Source organism: Aureimonas sp. SK2, from assembly GCF_029813115.1.
Lineage (GTDB): Bacteria > Pseudomonadota > Alphaproteobacteria > Rhizobiales > Rhizobiaceae > Aureimonas.
In genome coordinates this window covers 60,746-78,473 of the sequence record NZ_JAPZDS010000011.1, presented here as the reverse complement: position 1 = coordinate 78,473, position 17,728 = coordinate 60,746, and the positions used below count along the sequence as shown (strand labels likewise).

The 17,728-nt window shown below is 68.4% G+C and carries 17 protein-coding genes; 7 read left to right on the top strand and 10 right to left on the bottom strand.

Going from position 1 to position 17,728, the window contains the following annotated elements; translation table 11 throughout:
• Positions 1 to 200: 200 nt before the first annotated feature.
• Both O5O54_RS14815 and O5O54_RS14810 read right to left on the bottom strand, forming a co-directional pair.
• Positions 201 to 1,112: a class I fructose-bisphosphate aldolase gene (locus O5O54_RS14815; protein ID WP_279482589.1), complete on the bottom strand. Its 912-nt coding sequence runs from the start codon at positions 1,110 to 1,112 to the stop codon at positions 201 to 203.
• A gap of 292 nt (positions 1,113 to 1,404) precedes the next feature.
• Complete coding sequence (locus O5O54_RS14810) at positions 1,405 to 2,316, bottom strand: PhnA-like protein (RefSeq protein WP_279482588.1); 912 nt, start codon at positions 2,314 to 2,316, stop codon at positions 1,405 to 1,407.
• Between the two features lie 202 nt (positions 2,317 to 2,518).
• Here O5O54_RS14810 and O5O54_RS14805 point away from each other — a divergent pair, with 202 nt between their 5' ends.
• The 3 genes from O5O54_RS14805 (at position 2,519) to O5O54_RS14795 (ending at position 6,094) form a co-directional block, all read left to right on the top strand.
• Positions 2,519 to 4,456 carry an FUSC family protein gene (locus tag O5O54_RS14805; protein ID WP_279482587.1) on the top strand — a complete coding sequence of 646 codons (1,938 nt, stop codon included), beginning with the start codon at positions 2,519 to 2,521 and terminating at the stop codon, positions 4,454 to 4,456.
• 126 nt (positions 4,457 to 4,582) lie between these two features.
• Positions 4,583 to 5,482 (top strand): tetratricopeptide repeat protein, encoded by a 900-nt coding sequence (locus O5O54_RS14800; protein WP_279482586.1) that lies wholly within the window; start codon positions 4,583 to 4,585, stop codon positions 5,480 to 5,482.
• 111 nt (positions 5,483 to 5,593) lie between these two features.
• Positions 5,594 to 6,094 carry a DUF992 domain-containing protein gene (locus tag O5O54_RS14795; RefSeq protein ID WP_279482585.1) on the top strand — a complete coding sequence of 167 codons (501 nt, stop codon included), beginning with the start codon at positions 5,594 to 5,596 and terminating at the stop codon, positions 6,092 to 6,094.
• A 65-nt stretch (positions 6,095 to 6,159) separates the two neighbouring features.
• Here the strand turns inward: O5O54_RS14795 and O5O54_RS14790 are convergent, their stop codons facing one another.
• The 4 genes from O5O54_RS14790 to O5O54_RS14775 all read right to left on the bottom strand — a co-directional run bounded on the left by O5O54_RS14790 (position 6,160) and on the right by O5O54_RS14775 (position 8,607).
• The gene (locus tag O5O54_RS14790) at positions 6,160 to 6,429 is read right to left on the bottom strand and encodes an aa3-type cytochrome c oxidase subunit IV (protein WP_279482584.1); all 270 of its coding nucleotides are present in this window, start codon (positions 6,427 to 6,429) and stop codon (positions 6,160 to 6,162) included.
• Positions 6,430 to 6,570: 141 nt separating this feature from the next.
• The gene (locus O5O54_RS14785; RefSeq protein ID WP_279482583.1) at positions 6,571 to 7,134 is read right to left on the bottom strand and encodes a type 1 glutamine amidotransferase; all 564 of its coding nucleotides are present in this window, start codon (positions 7,132 to 7,134) and stop codon (positions 6,571 to 6,573) included.
• A gap of 117 nt (positions 7,135 to 7,251) precedes the next feature.
• Entirely contained in the window at positions 7,252 to 7,791 is a 540-nt protein-coding gene (locus O5O54_RS14780) for a regulatory protein RecX (protein ID WP_279482582.1), read from the bottom strand.
• Positions 7,792 to 7,890: 99 nt separating this feature from the next.
• Positions 7,891 to 8,607 (bottom strand): chromosome partitioning protein ParA, encoded by a 717-nt coding sequence (locus O5O54_RS14775; RefSeq protein WP_279482581.1) that lies wholly within the window; start codon positions 8,605 to 8,607, stop codon positions 7,891 to 7,893.
• A gap of 177 nt (positions 8,608 to 8,784) precedes the next feature.
• Between O5O54_RS14775 and O5O54_RS14770 the strand changes: the two genes are divergently transcribed.
• Complete coding sequence (locus tag O5O54_RS14770) at positions 8,785 to 9,540, top strand: gamma-glutamyl-gamma-aminobutyrate hydrolase family protein (RefSeq protein ID WP_279482580.1); 756 nt, start codon at positions 8,785 to 8,787, stop codon at positions 9,538 to 9,540.
• Here the strand turns inward: O5O54_RS14770 and O5O54_RS14765 are convergent.
• The 4 genes from O5O54_RS14765 to O5O54_RS14750 all read right to left on the bottom strand — a co-directional run bounded on the left by O5O54_RS14765 (position 9,537) and on the right by O5O54_RS14750 (position 12,803).
• On the bottom strand, positions 9,537 to 10,604 hold the full coding sequence (locus tag O5O54_RS14765) for a nickel/cobalt transporter (protein ID WP_279482579.1): 1,068 nt from the start codon (positions 10,602 to 10,604) through the stop codon (positions 9,537 to 9,539). The genes O5O54_RS14770 and O5O54_RS14765 overlap by 4 nt on opposite strands.
• Entirely contained in the window at positions 10,589 to 11,257 is a 669-nt protein-coding gene (locus tag O5O54_RS14760) for a DUF1007 family protein (protein ID WP_279482578.1), read from the bottom strand. The genes O5O54_RS14765 and O5O54_RS14760 overlap by 16 nt, the downstream gene beginning before the upstream one ends.
• Positions 11,258 to 11,331: 74 nt before the next feature.
• A complete protein-coding gene (locus O5O54_RS14755; RefSeq protein WP_279482577.1) occupies positions 11,332 to 11,838 on the bottom strand; it encodes a L,D-transpeptidase in 507 nt (168 codons plus the stop codon).
• 41 nt (positions 11,839 to 11,879) lie between these two features.
• Positions 11,880 to 12,803, bottom strand: a complete 924-nt coding sequence (locus tag O5O54_RS14750) for a LysR family transcriptional regulator (protein WP_279482576.1) — start codon at positions 12,801 to 12,803, stop codon at positions 11,880 to 11,882.
• 526 nt (positions 12,804 to 13,329) lie between these two features.
• Between O5O54_RS14750 and odc2 the strand changes: the two genes are divergently transcribed.
• The 3 genes from odc2 to O5O54_RS14735 all read left to right on the top strand — a co-directional run bounded on the left by odc2 (position 13,330) and on the right by O5O54_RS14735 (position 17,724).
• Positions 13,330 to 14,463 carry an ornithine/lysine decarboxylase gene (gene odc2, locus O5O54_RS14745; protein ID WP_279482574.1) on the top strand — a complete coding sequence of 378 codons (1,134 nt, stop codon included), beginning with the start codon at positions 13,330 to 13,332 and terminating at the stop codon, positions 14,461 to 14,463.
• A gap of 128 nt (positions 14,464 to 14,591) precedes the next feature.
• A complete protein-coding gene (locus tag O5O54_RS14740) occupies positions 14,592 to 15,173 on the top strand; it encodes an N-acetyltransferase (RefSeq protein WP_279482573.1) in 582 nt (193 codons plus the stop codon).
• 208 nt (positions 15,174 to 15,381) lie between these two features.
• On the top strand, positions 15,382 to 17,724 hold the full coding sequence (locus O5O54_RS14735) for a PAS domain-containing protein (RefSeq protein WP_279482572.1): 2,343 nt from the start codon (positions 15,382 to 15,384) through the stop codon (positions 17,722 to 17,724).
• Positions 17,725 to 17,728: the final 4 nt, after the last annotated feature.

The window sequence follows — 17,728 nt, the reverse complement described above, 5'->3', positions numbered from 1 at the left end:
CTTGTTTTCGCCGCCAAATCGCCGCAACTCCTGAAATTCGTTAAGATTTCGGGTTGAGTCGCGGTCTCGTCCGCCAGACGACCAGGGCACACGCGTCGGCTGCAAATCGATGACGGGACTCTTGCGCCTCCTTGACGTAAGCGGCAATCTCCCCCGCCCCTGTGGGCAAGCCGCCGCGGGCGGCGGCCTGCAGGACTTCCTCAGGCGTAGATGTCCATGACTTCCGCCAGGAGCTTCAGCGCATCGTCCTTGCTGCGTTGGAAGGAATTGCGGCCGATGATCGAGCCGTTGCCGCCGCCTTCGCGGATGGCGCGGACCTCGTCCAGAAGCTCGGCCGTGTTTTTGGCGGCGCCGCCCGAGAACACCACGATTCGCTTGCCGGCGAAGGACGCCTGCATGATGTGGCGGACGCGGTCGGCCGCATTCGCGCGCGGGATCTCGTTCTTCTCGTAGCTCGACTTGGCGTCGCCGAGATCGATGTGGTCGGTCGGCAGCTTGACCTTGATGATGGTCGCGCCGAGCAGCGCCGCCATGTGCGCGGCATAGGCGATGATGTCGAGGCCGGTCTCGCCTTCCTTGGTGACCTTGCCGCCGCGCGGATAGGACCAGACGACGGTCATCAGGCCGCGCGACTTCGCCTGAAGGGTGATCTCGCGCAGTTCCTCCATCATGTCGTAGGAGTCGTCCGCACCGGGGTAGATCGTAAAGCCGACGCCCACGCAGCCGAGCCGCAAGGCGTCCTCGACCGTGCCGGTCAGCGCCTGGTCCTGCTTGTTGACCAGGGAGTTGCCGCTGTTGAGCTTGAGGATGAGGGGCACCTCGCCGGCGAACGTGTCGGCGCCCTGCTCCAAGAGGCCGAGCGGTGCGGCGTAGCCCGACACGCCGGATTCGATGGCGAGATTGTAGAGGTAGTGCGGATCGTAGGCGACGGGATTGGGCGCGAAGCTGCGCGCCGGACCGTGCTCGAAGCCCTGATCGACCGGAAGGATCACCAGACGGCCGGTGCCGGCCAGCCGACCGTGCATCAGCAGGCGAGAGAGATTGGACTTCAGACCGGGCGTCTCGCCCTCGTACCAGGAGAGGATCTTCCGGACGGTTTCGGTTCTCAACATCGGCTCTTCTGCCCTTCCCTGATGTGCAACGTCCGGCCGCGCCGGAACTGCCGCTGTCATGCGGAGGAGCCGAGCTCCCGTAAAGCGGGGAACAAGCAGATGCCCATATTAAAATCGGTTCAAACAGGTTCGGCCGCTTTCCGACCTTCATCGTTGCTTCGCCCCGCCCCCCGACGCGCATCCCGAAAACTTGAACGAACGCCGGTCCGAGGCGCAGACATCATGGATCGATGACATGAAAAAGGGAGGGGCGTGCCCCTCCCTTCCCCCGAACTCGCCGGTGAGACGAGGATCAATCGCGATAGTAGCCGACCGCGCGCTTGGTCCGGCCGACGATGCCACCGACGGCGCCCGCGATGAGGCCGAGGAGCAGGCCGACGAACGCCCCGAAGGCCGCGCCGGACGCCGCATCGGCGGCCTGGCCCGCCGCCTGGCGCGCCTGCTCGACCGCCTGGTCGTACTGCTGCTGGAACTGGTTCAGGCGCTGCTCCGCCTCGGCCTGGCTGATATTGGCCTGCGAGGCGATCAGCTGCACGGCGGCGCTGCGCTGCTGCGGCGTGGCATCCTGGCCGAGACCCTGGAAGATCTGCGACACGGCGGAACCGAGATCCTGCTGGCCGGTCGCCTGACGCGCCTCGTTGGCGGCCTGCTGGGCCTGATCCTGCACCTCGCCCGCCGCCTGCTGGGCCTGATCCTCGCCGCGGGCAAGAAGCTGGCGTGCCTGGTTCTGCAGCTCGGGCGGCAGCGCGTCGAGCGAGTTCGGCACGACGGCCTGCACAGCGGAGCCGAGCGACGACACGGTCGAGCCCAGCGCGCCGAACGTGCTCGTCACCAGCGCCGAAGCACCGCTGGTCAGGAGATACACGGCAACGAGCGTCGCGGTTGCCCAGGTGGTGATGCCGTGCAGGGCGGCATCGCGCTTGTTGACGCTGCCGGCGAAGCGAGCGGCTGCGAACGCGCCGAGGAAGGTCGCGATCAGGACGGTCAAGACCGCCCAAATCCCACCGACCGAGGTGAAGGTCGACAGGGCCGGATTATCGCCGCTGTTCTGCGGGTCCAGGGTTGCGAGGCCGATGCCGAGCCCAAGAAGCGCGAGCATCACCTGGAAGACCAGCGCAAGGATCGTCCCTGCGACGATGGCACCCCAGGAAATGCGCTTGAGCGGCGCAGCCGCGTATGCACTGCGATCGACGACATCGACCATCTTGATTTACTCCACCTATGACTCGACCGCTTGCCCAGCGGCGGTGTGATGTCCCTTCCGGCACGAAGCCGGTGGTTGGGACGTAAAATGGAGCGACCGGCTGGTTTTCCAGGGCGGGGACGACATGATTCCTGTCTTGCACGATCGATTTTCGCAAGATGCCGGAGGCAAGGTGACGTTGGGTGAACTGAGCGCGCGTTTGATGGCTGCCGATCCCGGACTCGTTCGGGTCCGGATGGCCTCGCGCGTCACGCTTACCGCCGCCCTGGTTCTGACTTGCCTGACCCTGATCTCCACCACCCTCGTGACGCTGACGCCGCCCGCCTTTTCCGCCGGCTTGCTCTTCGCCATTCAGGGGGTCGTCGCGATCCGGGACCCGTCGCCGGCCGGCCGCCTTCGCACGCGAGTCATCTCGGGTGCGGCAGGGTTCGCGATGCTGTCCCTCTGTGCCGTGCTGGTGTCGCAGCCGCGCCTCGTCGACGGCTTCTTCCTGGTCGTCGCGTTCGCGGCCGTGTACGCGCGCCGCTGGGGTCCGCGCTGGACCGCGGTCGGCATGTTCTCCTTCATGGCGAGCTTCGCCGGCGCCTACTTCCGACCCTCCCTCCCCGATATACCCGGCATCGCGCTGGCGATCGTCGTGACGGGAGCTGCCGCGTATCTGGTGCGCGAAGTGATCTTTCCCGATCGGCCGCTGGCGGACCTCCGCCGAGCCCTGACCAGCGTCGACCACCGCATCGGCCATGTCGGGACGCTGATCCGGGAGGGCGGGCGCAAGGGCTGGACGGAGCGAAGGCGGCGGAGCGTCCGCTCCGCGCATGACGGCGTGCGCGATGCGCTGGGCATGGTCGAGGCCATGCTGCCGGACGAGCCGCAACGCGGCGAGGCGTCGCCCTCGGCCGCTCCCTTGGCGATCGAACTGTTCGACCTCAATCTCGCACTGGAATCGGTGATCGACGAGGCGCTGTCGCAGGGCATCGGCGACGCGACGACGCGCCGTCACCTCGCCGAGAGCCTTCGACGTCTGGCGCGGCTGCGGCGGCGCCTTCGCCGGGCGGCCGCCGAACTCTCCGATGCGGATCTGGCAGACGGCGCCGCATCCATGCGCCCGCCTGCGGCCTCCGGAGGCAGGGCGCCCTTCTGGAAGGACGACGCGACGCGCCTGGCGCTCCAGGTGATGCTGGCCTGCGCCCTCGCCATGGCGGGCGGCATGTGGCTGTCCGCCGACCGCTGGTTCTGGGCGGTGCTGACGGCCTTTCTCGTCTTCACCAACGTCCAGTCGCGCGGCGATACGGCCGTTCGCGGTCTGGCGAGGGCCGGCGGCACGGCGGCCGGGATCGGAGTCGGCATGGTCGTGGCGACGCTCCTGCACGGCGCGGTCGCCGCGAGCCTCATCCTGTCGGCGGTGTGCGTTTTCCTGGCCTTCTTCTTCCTACAGGCGTCCTACGGAACGATGACCTTCTTCATGACGGTCACCCTGTCGCTGGTCTACGGCCTGCTCGGAAACTTCACCCCGGACCTCCTCGTCCTCCGCCTCGAGGAAACGGTGATCGGAACGGCCTCCGGCATCCTGGTCTCGTTTCTCGTCTTCCCCCAGCGGACGAGCGCCGCCACCGGCCGGGCCGCCGCGGCCTTCCTGAAGGATCTCGACCGGCTCATGGAGGTCGTGCGGGAGAGGCTCGACGGCAACGCCTCGGAATGGCGCATCTACGCCATTTCCCGCGCGCTCGACCGGCACCATGCCGCGATCCTGGCCGCCAGCCGTCCCCTCGGGCGGACCTGGGCATCGGGCCAGCGGCGCCGCTCGGCGCGCATCGGACGGCTGCGCTTCGCCGTGATCGGCCACTGGGCGCATCGGCTCGCGGCCGCCGCCATCGGACCGGTCGCGGACCAGGCCGCGCTGGAGCGCGAGCTCGGCCGTTGCCGCGAGGCGATCGCCGCGGTGTCGGCGGCCGACTTCTTCCAGCGTATGGCAACGCTGCCGCGCCGAGCTCCGGATCGGACGTCGGAGGACGTTGCGACCGCCGATGAACTCGACCCGGTTCTCGCGGTGCGGGCCATCACCCATACCCTGTCGCAGCTTCGGCCGGAGGCCGGTCCCGACGCTGGCGCCAGGCTGGGGCCGAAGGCGGGAAACACCTGAAACCGCTTCACAAACCGGCCGGGAACGTGGCATGGACGCATCACGGCCCGACTTTCCCTGCCACGCGCCGCGAATTCCCTGGCAACGTCGTCGTTCCGCCCTCTTTCTGACGGCTCCGTCCTGCGCATGCGCCTTGCCGAACCGACACTTCTGAAGGACCTTCGCCGCGTGACCTCGCTCCTCCTCGACCAGCGCCGCAGCCGTCTCCTCCCGATCCTCGGCGGGGCCGTTCTGCTTTCGCTCGCCGGCTGCCAGAGCGGCCCGACCCTCCAGGCCATCAGCATCGACCAGGCGCAGGGCTCGGCGGAGAACATCTCCTCGCTGACCGCCGCGGTGAACGCCGATCCGCGCAACCCGGAAGCCTACAACGTGCGCGGCATCGCCTACGGCCGCTCGGGCGACAACAAGCGGGCGATCGAGGATTTCACGACCGCGATCCAGCTTGATCCGAACTTCTACCAGGCCTACGCCAACCGGGCGCTGGTTCTGCGCCAGACCAACCAGAACGCCGAGGCCGTCGCCGACTACAACCAGGCGCTCAGGATCAACCCGAACTACGATTCCGCCTATATCGGCCGCGGCAACATCTACCGGGTCGCCGGCCGCAACCGCGAGGCGCTGGGCGACTTCCAGCGGGCCATCGACCTCAATACGACCGACCCGCGCGCCTATCACAACCGCGGCCTCCTGTATCAGCTCGACGGTCAGCACCGGCAGGCGATCGAGGACTTCGCGACCGCGATCTCCATGGACGCCAACGCGCCGGAGCCCTATTCCGGCCGCGCGGTCTCCTATCTCGCGCTCAACAACGTCGAGGACGCGGCGGACGACATCAACCGCGCCATCCAGCTCGACGGCAAGCGTGCCGAGTTCTGGGCGACGCAGGGGCTCGTCCTGGAAGCGCGCGGCGACCGGGCGAAGGCCTACCGCTCCTTCGCGCACGCCGCCTCGCTCGACCCGAACTACCAGCCGGCCAAGGACGGCGTGGCGCGCACGCGCGGCTCGGCCGGCGGCACCGGGGCCTGACGTTTCAGCCCGTCACCTTTCGTGACGGGCGCGGCAGGGCGCGGGCGGAAACCAATCGACATGGCATAGGGTTAACGCGGCATCCCAGCGTTAGCAGTCGAGTGACATGCCATGAAGAAGATCCTCCTCTCCGCCCTCGCGCTTGCCTCCGCCGCCGCCCTTCCCTCCGCCGCAGAAGCCGGGGTGAAGGTCGGAACGCTCGTCTGCAGGAGCCAGGGCACGATCAACCAGGTCGTGTCGTCCAGCGAGACGGTGCTCTGCAACTACATCCCGTTCGGCCGGACGCGCGCCAGCGAAACCTATGTGGGCACGCTCGACACCTATGGCGTCGATCTCGGCATCACCGGCCGCACGCTGATGACCTGGTCGGTGCTGGCGGCAAGCTTCGAGCCCGGTCAGCCGCGGTCGCTCGCGGGCCGCTATTTCGGCACGAGCGTCGATGCGTCCTTCGCGGTGGGCGTCGGGGCCAAGTCGCTGATCGGCGGCCCGGATCGCGGCTTCACCCTGCAGCCGACCAGCCTTCAGGTCCAGGAGGGCGTCAACGCGACGGTCGGCGTCGCGCGGCTGACGCTGGAGGAAGCCGAACCCGTGGCGGTGATCTACAAGCCGTAAGGGCGGATACGAAAAAGGCCCGCATGGATGTGCGGGCCTCTTTTTCGCGTTCGAGCGGTCGGACGTCAGTGATGCGTCTTCAGGTCCGGGCGATCGTGCTTCGCTTCGGTGGAACCGCCGAGAAGGTAGCTGGCGACGGCGAAGAAGATCACGGCGGCGAGCACGCTCATGATGATGCCCGCGCCCGCGATCAGGCCGGCCAGCATGCCGATCAGGATGGCGATCACCGCGATCGTCCCGTACTTCACCAGAGCCAGGAACCCCATATAGGTCCTGTCATGCTCGGCGTAGTCCATCGTGGTGCCCTTCCACTCGTAGCCCTGATCCTCGGCCATACGCTCTCATCCTCTCCGCCACGGCGTGTTTCGCTGCTGTTATACGGGAAGCCGGGCGGGTGACAATCGCCCGAACGCAACGCCCGTCATGAAAACGGGGCGCCGAAGCGCCCCGTTCCCCAGTGCTCTGAAGCCCCGCCGTCAGGCGGCCTGACGCTTCTCGTGGCGGCCTTCCTCGACCTCCTCGATGATCTTGGCGATGAAGGCCGGCAGATCGTTCGGGTTGCGCGAGGTGATTAGCGCCTGGTCCGTCACGACCTCCTCGTCGTGCCAGCGCCCGCCTGCGTTGACGACGTCCGTCTTGATCGACTTGAACGAGGTCACGTCGCGGCCCTTGATCACGTCGGCCTCGACCAGCAGCCAGGGCGCGTGGCAGATCGCCGCCAGCGTCTTCTTGGAATTGTAGAAGTCGCGCACGAAGGACACGACGCTCTCCTCGGCGCGCAGCTTGTCCGGATTGATCTGGCCGCCCGGCAGGACCAGCGCGTCGTAGTCGGACACGGAGACCTGCGACAGAACCTTGTCCACCGGCACGCTCTGGCCCCAGTCGGTCTCATCCCAGCCCTTGATCGAGCCTTCCTTCAGGGACACGACATGGACGGTGGCGCCGGCCGCGCGGAGCTTCTCCAGCGGCTGCATCAGTTCCGACTGTTCGAAGCCGTCGGTGGCGAGAATGGCGATCTTGGCGTCGCGGATGCTGGGCATCGGATGGTTTCCCTTCGGGTCACGGACATGCCGGATCCGAGACCGAAGCCTCGACGACCTGTCCGCCATTGATGATGTTCGGGTCACCAACGGAGGCCATGGGGAAGGGTTCCTGGTTCAGTCCTGGCTATCGGCTTCTCCGTCGATCGCATCGGACGCGTGCTTATAGGAAAATCCGGCGCGCATGAGCGCGGCGATGTCGCGGTCCCGACGCTCGGCACGGTCCCGCAGCCGGTGCGGTCCGAGGCGCCGGCGCTTGGCGAGCCGCCGGGCGGCCTCCGCCTCGTCCGTCTCGTCGCCGGCCAGGACGGTGGCCACCGTCTCGCGATCGACGCCCTTTTCCGCGAGCTTGGCGGCCGTCTGACGAAGGGAGGTGCCTCGGCGCCGCAGAGAGGCGAGACGCGCTTCGGCGAAGCTGCGGTCGTCAATCAGCTTGAGATCCACGAAGCGCGCCACAGTCTCCCCGATCAACGGCTCGAACTCGCCCGGCTCCTCCCCGCGCAGATGGGCACGCCGCATCACCTTTCGCTCCAGCACGCGGCGCAGGTTCGCTTCCGTCGAGGCGTAGCGTTCGAGGTAATGGCTCGCCGCCCGGAACAGCCATTCGCGGGTGATCGGGCGGGCGGTGCGGGCGTTGGAACTGTCGGTGTCTCGCATGGCGGGAACTTAAGTCGCCGGCCGCCCGAGGTCACCGCCCGCGAACAGCAAAACGGCCCCGTAAGAGGCCGCCGAGCTTTTCCGAAAAGAGAAGGGGGTTCAGGCCGCGGCGGCGGCCGCCTCGAAGGAGCCGCTCTCGCGGATCACCGTGGCCGCGTCCACGTCGTGGCCGAGGATGCCGATCTCGTAGGCGATGGTCGCCGCTTCGGTGCGGGCGCGCTCGATGCCCGGCACGAGGTCCTCGCCGAGGTTGAACAGCGTGCCGCCGTGCAGGAAGGGCGCCTCGTAGGCCGCGCGCAGCACGAGGCCGACCTCGAGCCGCGCGGTGTCGGAGCGCGCGATCATGCCCTCGATGCTGCGTGCGACGCGGCTCGGGATGGTGGTGACGGCGCTGGCGACGAACGCCCAGTCGCGGCCGCGACGGCCCTTGTCGGCCTCCGTGGCGAGCAGGCGGTCGGTGGCCAGCGCGGCATAGGCCGAAAGCGGCGAGAAGCGGACGGGGATCAGCGCGCGGTCGGACAGGCGGGCGCCGGCGCGGATCATCTCGGCATTGTCGCCGGCATCGATGATGGCGAGGTCGCCGCGGCGGCGGGCGGCGCGCACAACGCGCTCCAGCGTGATCTCGTCGTCGGCCACCTCGACCGTGCAGAGGGACGGGCAGCCCGGCTTGGCCGCCCAGTCCACGAGGTCCTTGTCGCGCCCGGCATCGACCAGCACGACGGGAATGTCGGCCGCGGCGGCGACGCCGGCGAGCGTCAGGGCGAGCGTGGTGGAACCGGAAGTCTTGAGCGAGCCGATCGAGAGGACGGGCGTCATGGCATTTCCTTCTGGAAGCATCGGGCCGCCCCTTTCGGAAACGCCCCACGCACCCGATCTGGTGGGCGGTGTTCGATGCCGACAGTAAATCGCGTGCTGCTTGACCGGGCCTTGCGGTGCGGCAAACGCAGGTTTAGCGGAAGGCGAACCATCCCTGCCCCGACGAGGACTGTTCCCGTGCCCGACGCGCCCACCCTGATCGCGGTCCCCGCCGATACCCGTCGGTTCGAGAACTACGAATGGCATGCCGCCCCGTCCACCTATCTCGCGGCCATTTCGAGCGCCGCCGGCGGTGTGCCGATCATCGTACCCGCGCTTCTGGACGAGGCCGCGATCGGAACCGTGCTCGACCGGGTGGACGGGGTCCTGATCACGGGATCGGCCTCCAACGTCCATCCCGGTCGCTACGGCGTCGAGCCGACCGCCGCGCACGAGCCCTTCGATCCGGCACGTGACCGGCTGACCGAGGCGCTGATCCGGTTGGCGCTCCAGCGCGACATCCCGCTTCTTGCGATCTGCCGGGGCCACCAGGAGCTTAACGTGGCGCTGGGCGGATCGCTGGCCACCGAGATCCAGGAATTCGACGGACGCATGGACCACCGCGCTCCGACGCATCCCGAACAGGACGCGCGCTTCGCGCTGCGCCACCCCGTGTCCGTCGAGCCCGGCGGGCGGCTGGCGGCGATCGTCGGCGACGGCGCGGTGGAGGTGAACTCCCTGCACCGGCAGGCGATCGACCGCCTGGCCAACGGCCTCAGCGTCGAGGCGCGCGCGCCCGACGGGACGGTCGAAGCGGTGTCGGTTTCGGGCGCGAAGGGCTTTGCCCTTGGGCTCCAGTGGCATCCGGAATACTGGGCGAGTTCGGACCCCGCCTCGCGCGCGATCTTCGAGGCCTTCGGCGACGCCTGCCGGCAGTATCGCGACGCGCGCTAGCGCGGCAGCGAAGCCAGGAAAAGGCCGAGCCCGACCGCCATCAGAAGCATCGCGCCGGCCACTTCCAGGCCGGCGCGCAGCCCCCGCCCCCAGCCTCCGATCCGCCCCGCCAGAAGCGCCAGCCCCTTGCCGGAGACGGCCAGCGCCGCAATGGCCGAGACCGTGATGGCGGTGCCGAGCGCCATGGCCAGAACCGAAAGGCCGCCCGCGCCGTAGAGCCCGTTCATCAGGGCGAAGGTCAGAACCACGATGGCGCCCGAGCAGGGCCGGAGGCCGATCGCGACGACGGTCGCGAGCGCCGTGCGCCAGGAGAAGGACGGCCCCTGAAGGTCACGCGCCGCCAGGATATGCGGCCGGCCGCAGTCGCAGGCGTCGCCTGCCGGATCGTCGCAGATCTCGGCGCCATAGCCGCCCGACGCACGTAACGTGGTGGGCTGCGTTGGAACTTGCGTGAACGTGCCCCGTCCGGCGAAGGCGAGGCCGTTGCGCGGCGCGGGGGCCAGGGCGCGGGCGCGCGAAACGGTCCAGCGCAGGAGCGGCCACCCCTTGCGCAGGAGAAGCCATGCGCCGACCAGCGCGATCATGGCATAGGAACCAAGCTCCAGCCCGAAGGCGAGGTCGGTCATCGACAGGCTCGCCCCGCGCAGCACGAACCAGCCCAGCGCGACGACCACCAAAGCCGACAGCGCCTGGACCAGCGCCGCGGCGAAGGACAGGACGACGCCTCGCCTGAGCGCCACCTCGTTGGCCAGCATGTAGGACGAGAGCACGGCCTTGCCGTGTCCCGGCCCCGCCGCGTGGAACACGCCGTAGACGAAGGAGAGGCCCGCGAGCCAAAGGAACCCGCCCTGCCCGTCGCGCAACGCCACGAGGGCCTGGCGCAGTTCCACGAAGAACTGGCGCTGGACGGCGAGGATCTCCGCGAACAACCCGGCGAACGGGCCGGACGGCGCGCTCGTCACCTCGGCATTTCCGATGCCGAGCGAGGACTGGGCATGCGCCGCGGCGGCCGTGACGAGAAGCAGCGCGGCGGCCGCGCCGAGGCGCGTCAGCCGGCCTTGCACGAGACGTCCACCCGTGTGGCCAGAAGCTGCGAGAAGTTCACGCCGTCCTCGGGAATGGACTGGCCGGGCTTGAGCATCGACACCGAATTCATCCACTCGCTGGCGTCCTCGTCCGGATCGGGCCGCGTATAGGCCTTGGTGCAGGTCTTGGGCAGGTCGAGGAGCTGGAAGGCGTTTTCGTCGGCGAAGTCGAAGGCGACGAAATAGGACTCGTCATAGACGGAGAAGGTGACGGGCGCGGCCTTCAGGTCCACGGGCTCGGTGGGCTTCATCTCGAAGAACAGGAGGAGCTGCCCGTGGTCGAACAGACCACGGATGTCGGCGGGAGGCGTCAGCTTGAGGTCGCGATTGCCGATGCTGACGAACGTGTAGAAGTCCCATTCGGCGATCGACTGGCGCACCGTCTCGGCCACGGCCTGGACCTCGTCGTCGTCCAAGGTGCCGTTGCCGTTCTTGTCGAAGTCCACGACGACGCTGGATGAGAACAGCTCGTCGAAGCGCCAGATGTTGCGGACCGAGGAGAGCATGCCGTCGGCGGTGCCGACGATCTCCATGCGCGAATCGGCGAAGACGTGGGGGTGGGCGGACGCCGGCAGGCACGCCGCCAGAAGCGCGGCGGCGCAGGTTCCGGTCAGGATGGAAGGTCGCCGCATGCTCGTCCCCGGTTCGCTCTCGACCGGGAACGACGCTTAAACCAAGGCGAAAGTGCGGAGAAGGGCTCCGAGCCTCACTGGAGGACGACGACCCGCGCGCCGACATGGACGCGCTCGAAGAGGTCCATCACGTCGTCGTTGCGCATGCGGAAACAGCCGGCGGAGGCCGCGGAGCCGATGGAGTTCGGCGAATTGGTGCCGTGGATGCGATAGGTGCCCCAGCCTAGATTCATGGCACGCTTGCCGAGCGGGTTGTTCGGCCCCGGCCCCATGGAGGCGGGCAGGCTCGGCTTCTTCTCGCGCATGGAGGGCGTCGGCACCCAGGTCGGGTTGAGACGCTTCTTGGACACCCAGCTCGTGCCGAACCACTGCTCGCTCGGCTTGCCGACGGCGATGTCGTACTGAAGGGCCGTGTCTTCGCCCGTGACGAGGAAGAGCTGGCGCGCGCCTGTCATCACCACGATCGTGCCGGGTTCGTAGTCGCCGATGAACACCGTTTCGCGCGCCTGAACGCCGGCATGGGCCATCGATCCGGCCCCGAGGAACAGGGCGGCGGCGAGAAGCTTGGTGATCGGACGCATGCGGACCCTCGGCATTCTGGATGATGCCGGGATCCCTTGCGTCAGGCGGCGGCGCTGATGTCCCGGCCCGGGTTATTCTTACGGAACCAGGTTGCCAAGAAGTCAACGAAGACGCGCGTTCTCGCGGGAAGATGGCGACGGTGCGGAAACACCGCATAGATCCCGGCGTCCTTCGGGACGAAGTCGTCGAGCACCGAAACAAGCCGCCCCGCGGTGATCTCCGGCCGCGCGACGAACTCGGGCAGCATGGCGATGCCGAGCCCTGCGAGCGTCGCCGCCCGGACCGTGTAGGGCGAGTTCGCGGAGAACCGTCCCGAAACGCTGATCGGGATGGGGTCGCCCGTCTTCGGATCCTTGAAGGTCCAGTTGTAGAGGACCTTGGCGTTGGAATCGATCACGGCCGGCATGCGCGAGATCTGGCTCGGATGGGTCGGCGTGCCGTGGGCGGCCAGGAATTCCGGCGTCGCGCAGATGGTGAAGTCGAGCGAGCCGAGGCGCCGGGCGATCATCGCGGAATCGGTCAGCCGCGTCATGCGGATAGCGACGTCGAAATTCTCCTCCAGGAGATTGACGAAGCTGTCGTTGAGATGGAGATCGAGCGAGATGTCCGGGTGCGCGGCCGAGAACTCCACGAGGCTGAGGCCGAGTTCGGCGTCACCGAACGTCCGCGCGGCCGTCACGCGCAGGGTGCCCTTGGCCTCGCCCGTCGCCTCCCGCGCTTCCTCGTTGAGGGTCTCGAGGTCGGCCAGGATCGCCGAGGCGCGCGAGACGTAGACCTCGCCCGCCGCCGTCAGCGCGACCTGCCGCGTCGTCCGATTGACGAGAAGGACGCCGAGTTCGTCCTCCAGCTCGCGCACGTACTTCGATAGAAGCGCCTTGGATCGGCCGGTCTTGCGCGCGGCCGCCGAGAAGCCCTCGTTCTCCACCACGGCAAGAAAGGCGCGCATGCGGGTCAGGGTGTCCATCGGCATATCTTTCGTGTGCGAAGCTGACCGGTGTTGCCGTCTGACGACATGATGGACCGAAGTCCAGCGCAATTTCAAAAACCGCCGCGAGGGGCATTTTTTCTGTTGTGTATGACAGACGCCCTGCCTATATCCCGCCTTGCCCAATGTCGCACGTGCCTGTGGGCGTCCCCCGGACCTTCGAATGCGGAGATCACCGGGTCGGTCACTGGAGTTCGTCTCCAGGTCGGTTTCGCTGCTGGCGAAATCGTGGACGCCTTGAAGCAACGACGGTGAGGGCCTTTCTGGTCTCTCCTGGTCTCCATAGCCGGGAATACTGCAGAGGCACACCTTCCTTGCCCGAAGTGCGGCGAGCGTAGCTCTCCAATCCACGGCAGACTCTTCGGATCTTATGTCGGCTTCTCGCCGTCGTCGGGTCCGCATATGTCGCGTTTCGCGTTCGCTTCATGGGCGGGGTCTCCATCGGCCGCTCGTGGGAACGAATGCGTGCGCTCCTCGTCAACCTCATGGTTAACCGGAGCTTCCGATGGCTACGCAGCGCATTCTCGACTTCATCGCCACCCGCCGTCCCGCCGGCCCCTGCCTCGTGGTCGATCTCGACATCGTCGAGGACAATTTCCGCGCGTTCCGCAAGGCGCTGCCGGACAGCTCCATCTTCTATGCCGTGAAGGCCAATCCCGCGCCGGAGATCCTGCGTCTCCTGGCCTCGCTGGGCTCGTCCTTCGACTGCGCCTCCGTCGCCGAGATCGAGATGGCGCTGGACGCCGGCGCGACGCCGAACCGCATCTCCTTCGGCAACACGATCAAGAAGGAGCGCGACGTGGCGGCCGCCCACGCGCTCGGCGTGTCGCTCTTCGCCGTCGACTGCGTCGAGGAGGTCGAGAAGGTGGCCCGCGCCGCGCCCGGCGCACGCGTCTTCTGCCGCGTCCTGACGGACGGCGAGGGTGCCGAGTGGCCGCTGTCGCGCAAGTTCGGCTGCGTGCCGGCGATGGCGATCGACGTCCTGACCCACGCCCGCGACCTCGGCCTCGTCGCCACCGGCGTCTCGTTCCATGTCGGTTCGCAGCAGTGCGACACCGAGGCCTGGGACAAGGCGCTGGCGGACGCCGCCATGGTCTTCGGCCAGCTTGCCGAGCGCGGCATCGTGCTGACGCTCGTCAACATGGGCGGCGGCTTCCCGACGCGCTACCTGAAGGACGTGCCGTCGGCCCAGGCCTATGGCCGCTCGATCTTCGCGGCGCTGCGACGCCACTTCGGAAACAAGATCCCGGAGACGATCATCGAGCCGGGCCGCGGCATGGTCGGCGACGCGGGCGTCATCAAAGCCGAGGTCGTTCTGGTCTCGAAGAAGTCGGTCGAGGACAAGAACCGCTGGGTCTATCTCGACATCGGCAAGTTCGGCGGTCTCGCCGAGACGATGGACGAGGCGATCCGCTATCCGATCGTGACGGCGCGCGACCACGACCGCATGGAGCCCTGCGTCATCGCCGGGCCGACCTGCGACTCGGCCGACGTGCTCTACGAGAAGACCCCCTACCCGCTGCCGATCTCGCTGACGGTGGGCGACGAGGTTCTGATCGAGGGCACCGGTGCCTACACGACGACCTATTCGGCCGTCGCCTTCAACGGGTTCGAGCCGCTCCGCTCCTACGTCATCTGACGGCGGGCCGCCCGTCCCATCCTGAACATCCGTCCCGGCGCGCCCGCGTGCCGGGAGGCCCGTCGCCGGCGCTCCTCCATCGGAGCGCCGCGCTCTCGCTCGTCCCCATGCCCGGAGGATGAACGCCGATGTTCGCGCGCTCGCAACTCTTTGCCGACCTCCCCTTTCTGCCGCCCGCCTTCGCGCTGCGTGCCGAGACCGCCTCGGACGAGGCCGCGCGCGAGGCGCTGCTCGACGCCGCCATGGGTCCCAACCGGCGCCGCAAGTCGTCGGAGGCGATCCGCCGCGACCGCCTTCCCGCCGAAGGCCTGTCGCTGGTGGTCGAATCGGATCAGGGCGAGCTCCTGGGCACCGTGCGCCTCTGGAACGTCTCGGCCGGCACGCGCGCGGGCGAGGATGTGCCGGCGCTGCTGCTCGGGCCGCTCGCCGTCTCCGCGCGCTGCGAGGGGCTCGGCATCGGATCGGCATTGATGCGCCGGGCGATCGCCGAAAGCCGCTGGCGCGGGCACGGCGCCATCGTGCTGGTGGGCGACGCCCCGTATTACGAGCGCTTCGGCTTCTCGGCCGAGGCGGCCGCTCGCCTGTCGATGCCCGGCCCGTTCGAACGCCACCGCCTTCTGGGGCTCACGCTCCGCGACGACGTCCTGGCCGGCGCGTCGGGACTGATCGTGCCGACGGGGCGGCCGGCGGAAATCCCGTCCGCTGGCTGACGCCGGGACCGTAAGGCAGGCGTTTATTGTTCCCTGACCGACCTTTGCCTTTGCCCCCGGCACGCGAACGTGCTTCACGTGATCCGGGGGCTCAGACATGGCCGTCGGCGCTTCGGTCCGGCGGTCTTCAAGATGGCATGGCGTGGAACTGGAAATGACGGGGGACGCGGCGGCCCGACTGGCTGCAGCCGAAAGCAGAATCGCTGAATTGACGCTCGAGAACGAGCGTCTCCGGTCCCCGGACACACCGGCACCCGAGGAGGGTTCGACAGCGGCACTTCCGTTAGCCGTCTACGAAACACTGACCGCCAACGTCGCAGACTATGCCCTGGTCGCAACCGACCTCCTCGGGCGGATCACCCTCTGGAACAAGGCGGCCGCCGACGTCTTCGGCTGGCCGCAGGACCGTATGATCGGGCGACCGATCGCCGACCTCTTCACCCCCGAGGATCGCGCCGCCGGGCTCGCGGAAGAGGAGATGGCGACGGCGACGCGCGAAGGGCGCGCCACCGACAACCGCTGGCTCCTGCGCAGGGACGGCGAAACCTTCTTCGCCCGGGGCGAACTCGTGCCGCTGCGCGACGCGGGCGGTCGGCAGATCGGCTTCCTGAAGATCCTGCGCGACAGGACGGACGAGGAGGTTTCCCGGCTGGAACTGGCCGCGAGCCGGGAGCGGCTTCAGTTCGCCCTCGACGCCTCGGCACTGGTCGGGACTTGGGACTGGATCCTGCCGGATGACATCATCTATGCCGACGCGCGCTTTGCGGCGCTCTACGGCGTGGACGAGGCCCTCGCTGCGTCGGGGCTTCCGATCGAGACCTATCTCCACGGCATCCACCCCGAGGATCGAGCCCATGCCGGCGCGGCCATCCAGGAAGCGCTGGCGACGGGCGGCGATTTCTCCGCCGACTACCGCACGATCGGCAGCGACGGCACGGTGCGCTGGCTCCACGCGCGCGGCCGCTGCTTCCTCAACGATGCCGGACGACCCGTGCGCTTTCCCGGCGCGGTGGTGGACGTCACGCGCGACAAGCTGCGCGAGCGCCGCCAGGACGCGCTCCTGCGCCTCGGTGACGAAGGCGGTTTCGGCGAGGCGATCGACTATACGCTGAAGGCCCTGAACCTCCTCGGAGAGACGCTGGAGATCGGACGCGTCGGCTATGCCACGGTCGATCCGACGGAAACCTATGCGACGATCCTCGGCGAGTGGACGGCGCCGGGGCTCACCCCCCTCACCGGCCGCAAGCGGATCGGCGATTTCGGCAGCTCCCTCGTCAAGGCGCTGCAGGCCGGCATGACCGTGGTCGAGGACGTGCGGACCGATCCGATCACCCGGGACGGCGCGGCGGCGTGGGAGGCGATCGGCTCATTGTCGATGATCAACCTCGTCGTGCGTGAAGGAAGCCGGCTCCAGGTCATCCTCTACCTCCACCACACTGCGCCGCGCGTCTGGACCGAGGACGAGATCGGCTTCATTCGGGAAGTGCTGAACCGTGCCTGGACCTATTCCCGACGTCGTCTGGCCGAGCGCTCGCTGATCGAGGCGGAGACCCGCCTGCGCCTCGCCCACGAGGCGGCGGAGATGGGCAGTTTCGACTACGATCTCCAGACCGGCGAGATGGTATGCGACGCCCGTTGCCGCGCGATCTTCGGCATCGGCGACGAGGCGACCGTCACCTATTCGGGGACGCTTCGCCCGCAGATCCATCCGGAGGACCGGGAGCGTGTCGAGGCGGCCGCGCGCAAGGCGATGGAGCCGGACAGCGACGGCAGCTTCGACCTCGTGTTCCGCACGGTCGGGGGCGACGACGGGGGATCGCGCGTCGTCCATGCCAACGGGCGCTGCGTGAGCAGCGACGGCGTGCCGGTTCGGATCGTCTGCGCCGTGCGCGACGTGACGGATGCCAAGGAAGCCGAGGAGCGGCAGACCCTGCTGACGCGCGAGCTTCAGCACCGGGTCAAGAACACGCTCGCCATGGTCAACGCGCTGGCGAACCAGACGCTTCGGCGGGCCGCGACCGCGCAGGAAGGCCTCGCGGCCTTTTCCGCCCGGCTGATGGCCCTCAGCCATGCCCACGACATCCTGACACAGACGAGCTGGACCAGCGCGCCCATCGAGGCCATCGTCTCGCAGGCGCTCGCCACGCATGGCGGCGAGGACGAGCGCATCGCCTGGTCCGGCCCCGACCTGCGCCTGACGGCCCGTCAGAGTCTGGCCCTCGCGCTCGCCCTGCACGAGCTGGCGACCAACGCCGCGAAGTACGGCGCCCTGTCCAACGAGACCGGGCAGGTGCGGATCGGCTGGCAGGTGGCGCGCGGCGAGGGCTGCGAGACGATACGGTTCGAATGGCGCGAAAGCGGCGGCCCGCCGGTGGTCGCGCCCGAGCGCAAGGGGTTCGGATCGCGTCTGATCGAGCAGTCGCTCGCCGCCGAGTTCGGCGGCGAGGTGGTCGTCACCTACGACCCAGCCGGCCTCGTCTGCACCATCGAGGCCGATCTCCAGCTCGATCCGGAGGACAGCGTCCTCCCCTCCGGTCTCGGCGACGCCTGACCCG

What these genes read in the sequence shown, in the direction of transcription:
- O5O54_RS14815 (WP_279482589.1), bottom strand. Translation starts at nt 1,112, where the DNA reads ATGTTGAGAACCGAAACCGTCCGGAAGATCCTCTCCTGGTACGAGGGC.
- O5O54_RS14810 (WP_279482588.1), bottom strand. Translation starts at nt 2,316, where the DNA reads ATGGTCGATGTCGTCGATCGCAGTGCATACGCGGCTGCGCCGCTCAAG.
- O5O54_RS14805 (WP_279482587.1), top strand. Translation starts at nt 2,519, where the DNA reads ATGGCTGCCGATCCCGGACTCGTTCGGGTCCGGATGGCCTCGCGCGTC.
- O5O54_RS14800 (WP_279482586.1), top strand. Translation starts at nt 4,583, where the DNA reads ATGCGCCTTGCCGAACCGACACTTCTGAAGGACCTTCGCCGCGTGACC.
- O5O54_RS14795 (WP_279482585.1), top strand. Translation starts at nt 5,594, where the DNA reads ATGAAGAAGATCCTCCTCTCCGCCCTCGCGCTTGCCTCCGCCGCCGCC.
- O5O54_RS14790 (WP_279482584.1), bottom strand. Translation starts at nt 6,429, where the DNA reads ATGGCCGAGGATCAGGGCTACGAGTGGAAGGGCACCACGATGGACTAC.
- O5O54_RS14785 (WP_279482583.1), bottom strand. Translation starts at nt 7,134, where the DNA reads ATGCCCAGCATCCGCGACGCCAAGATCGCCATTCTCGCCACCGACGGC.
- O5O54_RS14780 (WP_279482582.1), bottom strand. Translation starts at nt 7,791, where the DNA reads ATGCGAGACACCGACAGTTCCAACGCCCGCACCGCCCGCCCGATCACC.
- O5O54_RS14775 (WP_279482581.1), bottom strand. Translation starts at nt 8,607, where the DNA reads ATGACGCCCGTCCTCTCGATCGGCTCGCTCAAGACTTCCGGTTCCACC.
- O5O54_RS14760 (WP_279482578.1), bottom strand. Translation starts at nt 11,257, where the DNA reads ATGCGGCGACCTTCCATCCTGACCGGAACCTGCGCCGCCGCGCTTCTG.
- O5O54_RS14755 (WP_279482577.1), bottom strand. Translation starts at nt 11,838, where the DNA reads ATGCGTCCGATCACCAAGCTTCTCGCCGCCGCCCTGTTCCTCGGGGCC.
- O5O54_RS14750 (WP_279482576.1), bottom strand. Translation starts at nt 12,803, where the DNA reads ATGGACACCCTGACCCGCATGCGCGCCTTTCTTGCCGTGGTGGAGAAC.
- odc2 (WP_279482574.1), top strand. Translation starts at nt 13,330, where the DNA reads ATGGCTACGCAGCGCATTCTCGACTTCATCGCCACCCGCCGTCCCGCC.
- O5O54_RS14740 (WP_279482573.1), top strand. Translation starts at nt 14,592, where the DNA reads ATGTTCGCGCGCTCGCAACTCTTTGCCGACCTCCCCTTTCTGCCGCCC.